This is a genomic window from Streptomyces hundungensis, assembly GCF_003627815.1.
GTDB classification, from domain to species: Bacteria; Actinomycetota; Actinomycetes; order Streptomycetales; family Streptomycetaceae; genus Streptomyces; species Streptomyces hundungensis_A.
Window position 1 is genome coordinate 1,720,166 of record NZ_CP032698.1, and the last position, 12,469, is coordinate 1,732,634.

Sequence of the window (12,469 nt, forward strand, 5' to 3'; positions counted from 1 at the left end):
GGGGTGGACCCCGCCCCGTCCGGAGCGCTCTCGGGTCAGGTCAGCTCACGTTGACCGCGGTGTCGTCGATGACGAACGACGTGGCCAGGCTGCTGTCCTCCACTCCGTTGAACTTGAGGGTGACCGACTGCCCCGCGTAGGAGGAGAGGTCGAAGGACTTCTGGGCGAAGCCGGTGTTCTTGTTGAGGTTGGAGTAGCTCGCCAGGGTGCTGGAGCCGGCCGTCACCGTCAGCTTGTCGTAGGCGGTGGTGGTGGTCGTCTCCTTGGTGTCGATGTGCAGGTAGTACGTGAGGGTGGCGTGGCAGCCGGCCGGGATGGACACGGTCTGCGCGAGCGAGTCGGTGTGGCTGGAGCCGTATCCGTCGAGCCAGGCCTTCCACGAGCCGGAGTGGGCCGCTTCGCCGCTGGAGTTGTCGATGACGCCCGCGCTCGCCGACCACGGGGCCGCGGTGCCGGTCTCGAAGCCGGGGTTGCCGAGCAGTTGGGCCGGGGTGCAGCCGCCGCCGGTGGTGGTGACGGTCCAGGTGAAGGACGTCGACCCGCTCGCGTTGGTGGCGTCCTTGACGCTCACCGTCACGTTGGAGGTCCCGGCGGTGGTCGGGGTGCCGGAGATGAGTCCGGTCGAGGCGTTGATGGAGAGGCCGGCCGGGAGTCCGGTGGCGCTGTAGGTCAACAACTGGCCGCTGTCGGAGTCGGTGGCCTTGATCTGGAGCGAGACCGCGGTATTGACCTGCGTCGACTGGTTGCCGGGGTTGGTCACCGTGACGGTGTTGCCGGTGCTGGTGCCGCCGGTGAAGGCGGCGGTGCCGTTCGGGGTGCCGAGGCCGGTCGGGCCGTCGTAGCCGGCCGCGGCCTTGCACAGGTAGGACGGGCTGCAACTGCCGTTGGCGCCGGTGGTGACGTCGTTCAGGGAACCGGTGTGGGCGTAGGGGTAGGACGCCGGGTTGGTGGTGGCGGCGGGGGTGCCGGCCAGGGCGTACACGCCGGCGATGATCGGCGAGGAGGCGCTGGTGCCGCCGTACACGTTCCAGCCGCTCGCCTGGTAGCTGTCGTACACCGCGAGGCCGGTGGCCGGGTCGGCGACCGCGGAGACGTCGGCGACCGTGCGCTTGGCGCAGCCGGTGTCCTTCTGCCAGGACGGCTTGGGGTCGTAGGCGGAGCAGCCCGAGCCCGCGCCCTGGCCGCCGGAGCTGGAGCCCCAGACCGACTCGGACCAGCCGCGCGTGGTGCTGGCGCGGCTGAGCGAGGTGCCGCCGACGGCGGTCACGTACTGGGAGGCGGCGGGGTACTCGACGCCGTAGCCGCTGTCGCCGGAGGAGACGGTGATGGCGACGCCCGGGTGGTTGAAGTAGGCGGCGTCGGAGCTCGGGTCGGTGGAGTCCTCGCTGCCGCCGTAGCTGTTGGAGACGTACTTGGCGCCCATGCTGACCGCGCGGTTCACGGCCGCGCCGAGGTCCTCCATGGATGCGGAGGTCGCCTCGACGAGCAGGATGTGGCACTGCGGGCAGACGGCGCTGACCATGTCGACGTCGAGGGAGATCTCACCGGCCCAACCCGAGTCGGGACTCGGGTAGTTGGTGCCGCCGTTCTGGTCGACCTTCTTGAAGCAGCCGTTGGCGGTGGTGCAGGCGGGCAGGCCGTACTGGGAGCGGTAGGTGGCCAGGTCCGATTCGGCGTTGGGGTCGTCCTGCGCGTCCACGATGGCCACGGTCGCGCCGGCGCCGGCGTTCGAGGGCAGGGCGTAGGCGCTCTGTAGGTCGGTGGGGCCGTAGCCGGAGGGGGCCACGTTCGGGGATATGCCCAGGTGGTGCTGGACGTCGGTGCGGGCCAGGGCCAGGCAGGCCATCTCGTGGGCCTTGGCGGGCTGGGCGCACAGCCGCTGGGTGTTGGCGCTCTGGGCGGCGGGGGCGGGCGCGGTCGCGGCGGCGGCGGACGGGGCGACGGCGATGAGTCCGCCGGTGACCAGGGCGGCGGCGGACAGGGCGGCGGTGGCGGCTCGCCGGGTGAGTCCGGACAGGCCGAAGGGTCTCTTCGAGTACAAGGAACTGCCCTCCATGGGGGGTTGGTTCGCCGGATCGGGGCGTACGGGGGTGCCCGGCCCGGGTGTGCGGCGGGGCTGATCCGGCGGGTGCGGCGGTGGGTGCGGGGTGTCGTCGACCGCGGTGGGCCGTGGGTGCGGCCGGCGGCCGGCGGTGCGGCACGTACGGGCTCGTGGGGTGGTGCGGTCGGCGCCGGTGCTGCGGCTCGTGGGGTGCGATCGGCGGTACGTGGGCCGTGCGCGCGGCGGCGGTGGCACCCGGGGCCGGGTGGGTGGGCCGTGGTTTTGCGCGTACGGCGGCACGTGGGTGCACGTGATCGAGGAGGGGTGGCCGCGCGTGACCCGTGCGCGTTCGCACGCGTCGAGGAGTGCGGCCGAGCGCGATCACTGTCCATGATCAGTGCATGACAATGGCATCTCGCGAAAACTGCCACCCGCTCACGTGGTGGCAGGGACGAAGGTAGCGACGGCCGACGGAGGCGACAACAGGCTGAGGCAAGCCCGAGGCAAAGCCTTTCCCTGGAAAGGGGATGGATCACCGCGCGGCCCGCCCCGGGAATTCCCAAGGATCACCGGGCGGTTCAGCGCCGGGTGTACGTGTATACGGTGGCGTTCCAGCGAGCCGAGGAGGACGTACATGGAGCCGGTCGGGGACGCGCGTGCAGCCGGGTGAGGGGTCGGTCAACGACCTCGTCGAGCTGGGCCTGTCCCGCTACGAGGCGCGGGTCTACCTCGCCCTCGTCAGGCGCGACTCCTACACCGCGGCCCAGGTGGCGCGGGAGGCGGAGGTGCCCCGGCAGCGCATCTACGACGTCCTGGACGCACTGGTGCGCGCCCAGCTCGCGGTGGCCCACCAGGGACGCGTCGCCACGTTCGCCGCGGTCGCCCCGGAGCTCGCGATCACGCGTCTGATGAACCGTCAAAGGGAGTCCCTGGAACGGCTGGAGAAGGTGTCGACGGGGCTCACCTCGATGCTGCTGCCGCTGTGGTCGGACGGCCGGGCGCACACCGATCCGCTGGACTACATCGAGGTGTTGCGCGACCCGCGGCAGATCGCCGAGCGGTTCGCGGACATCCAGGAGCAGGCCGACACCGAGCTCCTCACGTTCTGCATGCCGCCGTTCGTCGCCCCCGCCGCCAACACGTCCGGGATCAAGGCGACTCGGCGGCTGCGCCGGGCCAAGGGCACGGTGCGGGCGGTGTACACGCGCGACGCGCTGGCGGACGAAGAGGTCCTGGAGAACGTGCGGCGCTTCGCCGAGGCGGGCGAGGAGGCCCGCTTCACCCGGCGGCTGCCGCTCAAACTGGTCATCGCGGACGCCTCGTTGGTGCTGTGCGACATGCCGGACCCGGTCGCGGGCACGGGCTCCACCACCGCTCTGTACATCGAGCACCCGGCGCTGGCGGCCTGCCTGCGGCTGGCTTTCCAGAGCGTGTGGGAGACGGCGGAGCCGATGGGGCCCGCCCGGGGAGCGGACTGAGGGCGAGCGCGGGCGGCGGCTTCACTTCTCGGGTACGTCCGCCGCACGCGCCCTGCCCGCGGTCTCACTTCTCGGGTACGTCCGCCGCACGCGCCCTGCCCGCGGTCTCACTTCTCGGGTACGTCCGCCTCGCGCGTCCTGCCCCGCCACCGGCGCCCGGCGCCGAGCAGCAGTGCGAGCGCGACCACCACCGCGAGGGAGATCAGCAGGCCCCGGGGGTAGTCGAGCGGCAGCACCGAGGGGTTGGCCGTGGGCAGGGGGCGCAGCAGGAGCGGGAGCGCGATCAGGACGAGGCAGCCGCCGGTGAGCAGGGTGCCACGCAGCAGGCCGCGGTTCTTCAGGCCGCCGGTCAGCAGCCCCACCGCGACGACCAGCGGCGCGATGAGCCCGTCGTGCAGGACGACGGCTCCGGCGAGCCAGATCAGTACGTCCCAGTGGGTGGCCTGGTCCCAGACCAGCACTCCGCCCAGGGCCATCAGCGCGAGCCCGGCCGCGCCCAGCACGGTGCGCATCACAGCACCTCCAGTCGGGTGACCCACTTGGTCTGCAACACGCCGGGGCGGTTGGGGGCGATCACACGGGCGGGGAATCCGTGGTCCGCGGTCAGGATCTGTCCGTTGAGTCGCAGAGCGAGCAGGGTCAGCGGGTCGTGGGCGTACTCGCGGCCCATCTCCATCACCCGGTAGGCGCCGTACTGTTCCAGGGAGATCACCCGCACCCCGGCGTCCGGTGGGGCGCCGGCCCGGCGCAGCAGCTCGGCGATGCGTACGCCCGTCCAGTGCGCGGACTTGCTCCAGCCCTCGACGCAGGCGATGGGCAGCACGGATTCGTGCTGGGTGAGCGCGGCCAGTTCGGCGAGGGTGAGGGTGTAGGGGCGGGGTCCCGCAACCGTCAACCGGTAGGCGTCGGCGTCGACTTGGGTGGTTCCGGCCGCCCGCGCGCTGCGGTTGACGGGGAGCCCCTGGGCGCCGTGATCGGGGTGGCGCGGTGCGAGGACGTCGAAGAACTTCAGCGGGGTGAAGGCCTGACCGACGGTGGTCAGGGTGACCGCGCCGACCGCGGCCGCCACTCCGCTCAGCAGTGAGCGCCGGTCGGGTCCGTCGGCGGTCGGCAGGGCCAGGGTGCCGGGCGACTCCTTGGCCCAATGCGCCCTGATCTCGGGGTACTTGACGGCCACGTGCAGCATCAGGGCGCCGGCGAGGAGCCAGGCCACGGCGAAGTGCACCGGCACGAAGGAGAACGGCCAGGGGTACCACTGCACCGTGTTGAGGAGGCCGGTGAACAGTTCGAAGACCGCGCCCGCCACCAGGACCGCGACCGAGAGCCGCTCCAGGGCGTGGCGTACGGAACGCAGCGGCGGCCAGGCGAACAGCCTCGGGTAGACCGTCCACAACTTGGCGAGCAGCAGCGGGATCGCGGCGATTCCGGACGCCACGTGCAGGCCCTGGCTGAGCCGGTACCCCCAGACGGGCCTGCTCGGCAGCACGTCCAGCAGCCAGCCCGGCTGGTGCTGGAGGTAGTGGCTGATCAGGCCGGTGCCGAAGCAGACCGCGATGGCGACGCCCAGCCAGCGGCCGATCGAGGTCGCCGTGCGGGCGTCGTGCAGTCTGCCCCGGAAGACGGGCGGCCGCACTGCGGGAAGTCGTGGCTTCATGGCTCCATCCCACCGCGGCCGGCCCCCGTTCCGGGCGTTTCGACACCTTACGGTTCACGAACGCCACGCCGTCGAGGGGAAATGCGATGGCGCGATCAATACCGTGACACGGCTACCGGGGCGCGGTTAGGATCTTCTGGCAGCATCGCGTGTCGGTCACCGGCCGGGTGAGACATGGAGGTGTCTGCGAGATGCCTGTGGGAGCTTTCCACCGTGTCAGTACAGTTGAATCACACCATCATCGGATCCCGTGACAACCGGGTGTCCGCGCAATTCCTGGCCAATATGCTCGGTCTTGAGGTCGGCGCGGAATGGGGGCCGTTCGTCCCCGTCGTGACCAGCAACGGAGTCACTCTCGACTTCGCGACCGTGCCCGAGGGCGCCGAGATCACGCCTCAGCATTACGCGTTCCTGGTCTCCGAGGAGGAGTTCGACTCCGCATTCCAGCGGATTACGGAATTGAAGCTTCCGTACTTCGCGGATCCGTATCGCAAGCACCCGAACGAGATCAACCACAACGACGGCGGACGCGGTGTGTATTTCCCCGATCCGTCGGGGCACTGGCTTGAACTCCTGACCGTTCCCTACGGCGGCTGGAAGTAACAGCGCCGCGACGAGCACACCGCTCGGGCGCCCCCGTGCATCCGGGTGAACCTTACGGTTCGCGGACGGCGGGGGCCGCCTGCGCGTGATCGGGGCCTTGAGCTGCGAGGCTCGGCGAGTGACCCATCGACGTACCGTATGCACCGCCGTCCTGCTCGCGGCCCTCACCACCGTCCTCGTCTTCACCGTTCTCAAAGACGGCTTCCGCGCCGACCCCGCCGGGCTTTCGTGGTGGTACGCGGCGGCCTGGCTGTTGTTCGCCCTCGCCGCCTGGTCGCTGCGCGCGGTGCCGGCGCGCCACCGTGCGGCGCTGATCGTGGCGGGCTCCATCGCGGTCGCCTCGACCGGACTGCTCGCTCCCCCGCGCACCAGCACGGACGCCTACCGGTACGCCTGGGACGGGCGGGTGCAGGCCTCCGGGATCTCCCCCTACGACCACGCGCCGGCCGACCCCGAGGTGGCCCCGCTGCGGGACACCTGGCTCTTTCCCACGGGCCCCGCGCAGTGCGCGGGGCCCGAGCGGGCCCGGGTGGACGGCGGGTGCACCCGCCTCAACAGGCCGACCGTGCACACCATTTACCCCCCGGTCGCCGAGGCGTACTACTTGCTGGTGGACGAGATCTCGCCCCGTGGGACACGTCTCCACCCGCTCCAGATCGGTGGCGCCCTGTTCGCGGTGGGCACCACCCTCGTGCTGGTGCGCATCCTGCGGCGGCGCGGCCCGGACGGCACACCGGGCCGGGTGACGGGAGCCGCCCTCTGGGCGTGGTGTCCGGCCGTGCCCCTGGAGGCGGTCAACAACGCCCATATCGACGTCCTGGCCGTCCTGTTGACCGTCGCGGGCCTCGGCGCCCTGACAGGGGGACGCGGGCCCGGGATCGGCAGGCTTCGCGCCGCGGCGGGCGGTGTGCTGATCGGCGCGGGCATCGCCGTCAAGATGCTGCCCGCGATGGTCCTGCCCGCGGTCCTGCGACGACGACCGGTCACCGTGCTGCTCTCCACCGCCGGCCTGGTCGCGCTCTCCTACCTTCCCTACGCCCTCCTCTCCCACTCCTCCGTGTTCGGCTACCTCGGCGGCTACACCGAGGAGGAGGGGTACGACGACCCGTCGGGGCAGGGCCGGTTCGCGCTGCTGCGCATGGTGCTGCCCGACGCCTGGGCCCTGCCGGTCGCGCTCGCCGCGCTGCTCGGGGTGACGGTGTACGTCCTGCGGCGCGCGACGCCCGAACGCCCTTGGTCAGCGGCCCTGTTGCTGTTCGGCTGGGCCTTTCTGCTCCTGACCCCGGGCTACTCCTGGTACGCCCTGCTCGTCGTCGCGCTTGTGGCGCTCGACGGGAGGTGGGAGTGGCTCACCGTCGCCGTCGCGGGCGCCTGCGTCTATGTGGCGGCCAAAGCCCTCGGGGACTTTCCCATGGCCAAAACGGCGTACGCGGTCGCGGCGTGCGCGGTCCTGGCGGGCTGGGCACTGCGGCGCCGTCGGCGCCCGGAGCGGGAGACGGACCGCCGGGAGGTCGTGTCACAGGGGCGGGTTACTGTCTGAACTATGACAACTGCCGTACTGGAGACGAGAGTCGGGCCGATGCTGCGTGGCTGGCGCGAGCAGCGCCGGCTCAGCCAACTGGAGCTGGCGCTGCGCGCCGACTCCTCGGCGCGGCACATCAGCTTCATCGAGAACGGCAGGTCCCGCCCGAGCGAGGAGATGGTGCTGCGCCTCGCCGAGCACCTGGACGTGCCGGTCCGCGAACGCAACGCGCTGCTCCTGGCCGCCGGTTACGCCCCGCACTACGCCCAGACCCCGCTCGACGACCCCGCCATGAACTCGTTGCGCGAGCAGATGGAGCGCCTGCTCAGGGCGTACGAGCCGTATCCGGCACTGATGGTGGACGCGACGTACACGGTGCTCGCCGCCAACCGCGGCATCGAGATGCTGCTCGACGGTGTGGCCGGGCATCTGCTGGCCCCGCCGGTCAACGCCATGCGCCTGACCCTGCACCCCGAGGGCCTCGCTCCGCGCATCCGCAACCTGGCGCAGTGGCGCGGCCACCTCCTGGAACAGATGGAGCGTCAGATCGCCCTGCTGCGCAACGACGGCCTTCGCGCGCTGTACGAGGAGGTCGCCGCCCACCCCGTGCCGTCCGGCGGTCCGATGCCCGAGGACGCGGGCGACCCTCGGGCGCTTCCCTTCGCGCTGCCGCTGCGCATCGAGGTCGCGGGCACGGTCCTGTCGTTCATATCGACCATCGCCACGTTCAACACGCCGATGGATGTCACCGTCTCCGAGCTGGCCATCGAGACGTTCCTGCCGGCCGACCCGGAGACGGCGACGTACCTTCAGTCGCTCATGCCGTAGGCGGTACGCGGTCCAGGAACCCGGCGACGGCACGGATGCGGCCGTCCTCGGCGAGGGTGATCACATCCGACCCGGCGACCGGGGCGGTTCCGTCGGCCGCCGACACCAGCTCCCATCCGAAGCGGGCGATGTCGTGGTGACCGTCGACCTCGCCGAGCAGCCGGAACGAGAACCCCGGGAACTGGGCCCGCGCCCCGCCGATCACGGCGGCGATGGCGTCGTGCCCGGCAACGTCCGCGAGGGGGTCGGTGTAGGTGCCGTCCTCGACCCAGGCGGCGGCGACGGCCTTGGCGATCTGCTCACCGGAACCGGCGTTCCAGGCCTCGAAGTAGCGGGCGACGGCGGTCCCGTAGCGGTTCTCGGACATGTGCATCAGCCTCCATGGCTTACGTTCTACCTGGTCAGAAACCCGGGACCCGACCGGAGTGCGCCGCCCGGGTCCCGATGTCCCCCACTCTGCCGGGCGGCGGTCGAGGGGTCGATTACCGCTGAGGTAATGCGGCGGCGGCCCCCCGGATCCGGTGGACGCAGTGGAGGTGTCACGGTGGACAACAGCTCGCCCGCCCTTCGTCCGGGCCGACCGGACGGCCTGGTCTGGTACGCCGCGTACGGCTCCAACATGCATGTCGACCGGCTCGCCCACTACATCCGGGGCGGCCGGCCCCCGGGTGCGGCGCGGACCTACCCGGGGTGCCGCGACCGCCAACTCCCCGCGCTTTCCGTGCCGTTGGAGCTTCCGGGAGCGCTCTACTTCGCCACCCGCTCGCCCGTGTGGCGAGGCGGGCGGGCCTTCTACGACCCCGGCGCGGACGGGCGCGTCCTCGCCCGGGCCCATCTGATCTCGACGGGCCAGTTCGCCGACATCGCGGCGCAGGAGATGTACCGGGATCCCGGAGCGGACCTCGACCTCGGCGAGGTGCTGCGCACCGGACGGGCCACGCTCGGTGAGGGGCGGTACGAGACCCTGGTCCACGCCGGGTGGTTGGAGGGGCGGCCCGTGCTCACGTTCACCGCGCCCTGGCGCATGGACGAGGTCGACTGGACGGCCCCCTCGGCCGCCTATCTCAGGCACCTGGCGGAGGGCCTGCGGGAAGCGGGCGCCTGGGACGACCGAGCCGTTACGGCCTATCTGGCGGCGTGCCCGGGCACGGCGGGCCTGTGGACCGAGGGGGCGGTCGCCCAGCTCTTGGCGGAGTGACGCCAACTCCCCGTCGCCCTGCTGCTGTTGTCCGGGAGGGACCGGCTCGGGGAGACTCGGGCTCCGGAGGGGTTCGGCCCGGCAAGCGGGCCCGGCCCTCAGGACAACGCAGATGAGCACGCGGATGAGTACGCGGATGAGGGGGACAACGGGGATGACGGAGATACGGAGCGCGACGGAAGTGCTGCGGGTGCCCGCGGCCGGGGCGGCGGGCGGTCTGGTGCTGCGGCCCTGGCGGGCGGAGGACGCCGAGACGGTGATCGAGGCCTACGGTGACCCCCACATAGCGCGCTGGACCACGCGTGCGATCGAGGGCCCCGAGGACGCTCGGTGGTGGCTCGACCTCCAGCGGCGCGGCCGCGAGGACGGGACCCGGCTCGCCTTCGCCGTCTGCGCCGAGCGACTCGGCACGGACGACGGGGCGGTATTGGGAAACATCAGCCTGCGGTGGAACGAGGACACCGGCCGCGAGGTCGCCGAGGTCGGGTACTGGACGCTGGCCCACGCACGCGGGCAGGGCGTGGCTCCCCGCGCTCTGGAAGCGCTCTCAGCATGGGCGTTCGAAGCCTTCGCACAGGATGGGCTGCGCCGTGTCGAACTGCTTCACCAGGTCGACAACCTCGCCTCGTGCCGCGTCGCGGAGAAGGCGGGCTATCGCTTCGAGCGGATCCTGCCCGCCTATCCGCCCTACCCCAGGGACGGCCACGTCCACGTCCGCGAGGCGGGCTGAGCCACCCGTCCCTGAGGAGACCCACCCGGCCCGCGCGGCCCCGGAGATCGCACCCGGCCGACCGTGTGCGCCCGGGGCGCGCTCGGCCGTACGGCCCTCTCCTTCGGGCTCGCACGGGCTCCGGATGCCAAGATCTCCGCAATTGTTCGGTTCGGCATCCTTGGGGTTTCCATGTCCCGTTGGTCGCGCTCCCCTGTGCGCTGTTGCCTCGCGGTGCTCGCCGCCGCGCTCTCGCTCGGATTCAGCGCGCCGGCATCCGCGCCCCGGTCGGGCGAGCCGTACCCGGGTCCCTACTGGGTGAATCCGGTGGGCCCGGCCGCCCGGCAGGTCACCGAGTGGCGGGGCGCCGGCCGGGCGGCGGACGCGGAGCTGATCGAGCGCATCTCGCTGCGGCCGCAGGCGGACTGGCCCCGGCCCGAGGGCATCGAGCAGTCGGTACGCGCCCTCACCGGCGACGCCGCCCGCGCCGGACGGATGCCGGTCCTCGTCGCGTACAACATTCCCCACCGCGACTGCGGCGGGCTCTCGCAGGGCGGGGCCGAGGACGCGGCCTCCTACCGGGCATGGATCGAGGCGTTCGCGCGCGGCATCGGCGACCGTCCGGCCACGGTGATCGTCGAGCCGGACGCGATCGCCCACCTGGTGAGCGGCTGCCCGGGCGCGCCGTCGGCGGAGCGGCTGTCCCTACTCGCCCACGCCGTGGGGCAGTTGAAGCGCGGGCCCGCGACGAAGGTGTATCTCGACGCCGGGCACTCCGGCTGGGTCACCGACCAGTCGACGCTCCTGGGACCGCTGCGGGAGGCGGGGGTGGACCGGGCCGACGGGTTCTCGCTGAACGTCTCCGCGTTCCAGACGACCGCTTCCAGCGCCGAGTACGGGCACCGGCTCTCCGCCGCGCTGGGCGGCAAGCACTTCGTCGTCGACACCAGCCGCAACGGTAACGGCCCCTACGCCGACGGCGAGGACCCCTGGTGCAACCCGCCCGGCCGCGCGCTCGGCACCCCGCCCACGATCGCCACCGGGGACGCGCTGATCGACGCCTACCTGTGGGTCAAGCGCCCCGGCGAGTCGGACGGCACCTGCCGGGGCGGCCCGGCGGCCGGCCGCTGGTGGCCCGAGTACGCACTGGGCCTTGCACGCGCGGCCGGCGCGGCTTAGCGGGGCGCGGGGTGGCGGTTTGGTGCCGGGCGAGTGCGGGTGCCGGGTGCTGGGCTGCCGCCTTTTGGCGATGCCGGTGCCGGTGCCCGAGAGCGCTCTCAGGTACCCGCCCTGCCGCCTGACCCGCTCCCCGGCCGCTACCCGCTAGCGGTCCCGGGGGTCGGCGGGGTGCTGTCGCCGGGGGCGGGGCTCCTGGTCGTCGGGCGGCTCCGGTGCCTCTTCGGGGGCGCCGGGTCCTGCGGGCCGGATGCGGGCGGCTTCGGCGCGGATCATGGCGTTGAGTGCCGCGAGGGGGTCGATGGGCATGGCTGAACCACCTTGCTGGGTACGTGAGTTGGCTGGCCGACCTGGTTCCGTACGGAACGGTCAGCAGCGCAGCACCACACAGCGGACGCCCGTCGCCGTGAGCGGCTGACGGACGTCGGGGGTGGGGGCGGTGAGCGGTGGCACCGGCTCCGGCCGCCGGGCATCGGTGGGCGCGGGGCGGACGGGACGCGCGAGATGGCCCGGCTGTACGGGGAGTGCCGCGTCGGCGGCGTCCGGCAGGCCCTCGCCGGAGGGTTCGGGCACGGGCGCCTCGGCCGTGCCCACCACCGTCCGCCCCTCGCACGCCTGCACGTTGGGCGCCGCCCCGAACAGCGCGCCGAGCACCACCAGCACCACCAGCACCACCAGGGTGCGGCGCAGGAAGGCGAGGGAGACGGACGGCACGAGACAGCTCTGCCCGTCGGGGCCGGTGGCGTGGGCGGATCCGGGCAGATCCGCTCTACCGGGTGACTCCTCTTGACGTAGCGACCCGGGCTTCGCATGGGTGCCGTGGGCGCCGCGAGCCGCCCCTGGGCACGGCCCTTCGGGGGCCGGCGGGGGCGGCGTCGTGGTCAGGGCCCTGGGGGCCCGGCTAGCTCTGCGGTGGGGTGTTCTGCGAGCCGTCGGGGCCCAGCTGTTCGTTCATCTTCCGCTGGGCCATGTCGACCTGGCTCTGGTACTTGTTGCCGGTCTTCGCGTCGAAGGCGTCGCCGGCTTTCTCCACGCCCTGGTGCGCCCGGTCTTCGTGGCCCTTCAGCAGGCCCTTGAGCTTGTCGAGCATCGACATATTTGCCTCCTTGCGGATGCTGGCCCTCCCAGCATCCGTGCATTCGCCGGGGTTCGCACCCCCAGACGGCACCGGCCCGGGGGCGGGCGGAGGCATTGACGGCACGGGGCGGCGCCCATGGCCGCCCCCGCGGGCCGTAGCACCACCCCCGGAGGGCCAGGGGC

The 12,469-nt window shown here is 72.4% G+C and carries 14 protein-coding genes; 7 read left to right on the forward strand and 7 right to left on the reverse strand.

Features of this window, described 5'->3' with window-relative positions; all coding sequences use genetic code 11:
- Positions 1-40 precede the first annotated feature (40 nt).
- Positions 41-2,041 carry a putative Ig domain-containing protein gene (locus DWB77_RS07725; protein WP_342777930.1) on the reverse strand — a complete coding sequence of 667 codons (2,001 nt, stop codon included), beginning with the start codon at positions 2,039-2,041 and terminating at the stop codon, positions 41-43.
- A gap of 656 nt (positions 2,042-2,697) precedes the next feature.
- Here DWB77_RS07725 and DWB77_RS07730 point away from each other — a divergent pair.
- Positions 2,698-3,519, forward strand: a complete 822-nt coding sequence (locus tag DWB77_RS07730) for a TrmB family transcriptional regulator (protein WP_246033452.1) — start codon at positions 2,698-2,700, stop codon at positions 3,517-3,519.
- Between the two features lie 107 nt (positions 3,520-3,626).
- On the opposite strand, the gene DWB77_RS07735 is transcribed toward DWB77_RS07730, so the two are convergent.
- On the reverse strand, positions 3,627-4,031 hold the full coding sequence (locus tag DWB77_RS07735; protein ID WP_120720539.1) for a hypothetical protein: 405 nt from the start codon (positions 4,029-4,031) through the stop codon (positions 3,627-3,629).
- Positions 4,031-5,173, reverse strand: a complete 1,143-nt coding sequence (locus DWB77_RS07740; protein WP_120720540.1) for a molybdopterin-dependent oxidoreductase — start codon at positions 5,171-5,173, stop codon at positions 4,031-4,033. The genes DWB77_RS07735 and DWB77_RS07740 overlap by 1 nt, the downstream gene beginning before the upstream one ends.
- 213 nt (positions 5,174-5,386) lie before the next feature.
- Here DWB77_RS07740 and DWB77_RS07745 point away from each other — a divergent pair, with 213 nt between their 5' ends.
- The 3 genes from DWB77_RS07745 to DWB77_RS07755 all read left to right on the forward strand — a co-directional run bounded on the left by DWB77_RS07745 (position 5,387) and on the right by DWB77_RS07755 (position 8,126).
- Positions 5,387-5,776 carry a VOC family protein gene (locus DWB77_RS07745; RefSeq protein ID WP_120720541.1) on the forward strand — a complete coding sequence of 130 codons (390 nt, stop codon included), beginning with the start codon at positions 5,387-5,389 and terminating at the stop codon, positions 5,774-5,776.
- A gap of 118 nt (positions 5,777-5,894) precedes the next feature.
- Positions 5,895-7,316: a glycosyltransferase family 87 protein gene (locus DWB77_RS07750; RefSeq protein ID WP_120720542.1), complete on the forward strand. Its 1,422-nt coding sequence runs from the start codon at positions 5,895-5,897 to the stop codon at positions 7,314-7,316.
- Positions 7,317-7,319: 3 nt separating this feature from the next.
- Positions 7,320-8,126: a helix-turn-helix domain-containing protein gene (locus DWB77_RS07755; RefSeq protein WP_120720543.1), complete on the forward strand. Its 807-nt coding sequence runs from the start codon at positions 7,320-7,322 to the stop codon at positions 8,124-8,126.
- Here DWB77_RS07755 and DWB77_RS07760 read toward each other — a convergent pair.
- Positions 8,116-8,499, reverse strand: a complete 384-nt coding sequence (locus DWB77_RS07760; RefSeq protein WP_120720544.1) for a nuclear transport factor 2 family protein — start codon at positions 8,497-8,499, stop codon at positions 8,116-8,118. The two genes, DWB77_RS07755 and DWB77_RS07760, sit on opposite strands and share 11 nt — an antisense overlap.
- A 246-nt stretch (positions 8,500-8,745) precedes the next feature.
- Between DWB77_RS07760 and DWB77_RS07765 the strand changes: the two genes are divergently transcribed.
- From DWB77_RS07765 to DWB77_RS07775, 3 genes are all read left to right on the forward strand, one after another.
- Positions 8,746-9,324, forward strand: coding sequence for a histone deacetylase (locus DWB77_RS07765; protein WP_246033829.1), 579 nt, complete (start codon positions 8,746-8,748; stop codon positions 9,322-9,324).
- Positions 9,325-9,478: 154 nt separating this feature from the next.
- A complete protein-coding gene (locus DWB77_RS07770) occupies positions 9,479-10,054 on the forward strand; it encodes a GNAT family N-acetyltransferase (RefSeq protein WP_120720546.1) in 576 nt (191 codons plus the stop codon).
- Positions 10,055-10,225: 171 nt separating this feature from the next.
- Positions 10,226-11,212 carry a glycoside hydrolase family 6 protein gene (locus DWB77_RS07775; RefSeq protein ID WP_120720547.1) on the forward strand — a complete coding sequence of 329 codons (987 nt, stop codon included), beginning with the start codon at positions 10,226-10,228 and terminating at the stop codon, positions 11,210-11,212.
- Positions 11,213-11,356: 144 nt separating this feature from the next.
- On the opposite strand, the gene DWB77_RS37650 is transcribed toward DWB77_RS07775, so the two are convergent.
- The 3 genes from DWB77_RS37650 to DWB77_RS07785 form a co-directional block, all read right to left on the reverse strand.
- Positions 11,357-11,518, reverse strand: coding sequence for a hypothetical protein (locus DWB77_RS37650; protein WP_162952467.1), 162 nt, complete (start codon positions 11,516-11,518; stop codon positions 11,357-11,359).
- A gap of 60 nt (positions 11,519-11,578) precedes the next feature.
- Positions 11,579-11,923 (reverse strand): hypothetical protein, encoded by a 345-nt coding sequence (locus DWB77_RS07780; protein WP_120720548.1) that lies wholly within the window; start codon positions 11,921-11,923, stop codon positions 11,579-11,581.
- A gap of 187 nt (positions 11,924-12,110) precedes the next feature.
- A complete protein-coding gene (locus DWB77_RS07785; protein WP_120720549.1) occupies positions 12,111-12,305 on the reverse strand; it encodes an antitoxin in 195 nt (64 codons plus the stop codon).
- Positions 12,306-12,469 lie beyond the last annotated feature (164 nt).

What these genes read in the sequence shown, in the direction of transcription:
- DWB77_RS07735 (WP_120720539.1), bottom strand. Translation starts at nt 4,031, where the DNA reads ATGCGCACCGTGCTGGGCGCGGCCGGGCTCGCGCTGATGGCCCTGGGC.
- DWB77_RS07740 (WP_120720540.1), bottom strand. Translation starts at nt 5,173, where the DNA reads ATGAAGCCACGACTTCCCGCAGTGCGGCCGCCCGTCTTCCGGGGCAGA.
- DWB77_RS07755 (WP_120720543.1), top strand. Translation starts at nt 7,320, where the DNA reads ATGACAACTGCCGTACTGGAGACGAGAGTCGGGCCGATGCTGCGTGGC.
- DWB77_RS07760 (WP_120720544.1), bottom strand. Translation starts at nt 8,499, where the DNA reads ATGCACATGTCCGAGAACCGCTACGGGACCGCCGTCGCCCGCTACTTC.
- DWB77_RS07765 (WP_246033829.1), top strand. Translation starts at nt 8,746, where the DNA reads ATGCATGTCGACCGGCTCGCCCACTACATCCGGGGCGGCCGGCCCCCG.
- DWB77_RS07770 (WP_120720546.1), top strand. Translation starts at nt 9,479, where the DNA reads ATGACGGAGATACGGAGCGCGACGGAAGTGCTGCGGGTGCCCGCGGCC.
- DWB77_RS07775 (WP_120720547.1), top strand. Translation starts at nt 10,226, where the DNA reads ATGTCCCGTTGGTCGCGCTCCCCTGTGCGCTGTTGCCTCGCGGTGCTC.
- DWB77_RS37650 (WP_162952467.1), bottom strand. Translation starts at nt 11,518, where the DNA reads ATGCCCATCGACCCCCTCGCGGCACTCAACGCCATGATCCGCGCCGAA.
- DWB77_RS07785 (WP_120720549.1), bottom strand. Translation starts at nt 12,305, where the DNA reads ATGTCGATGCTCGACAAGCTCAAGGGCCTGCTGAAGGGCCACGAAGAC.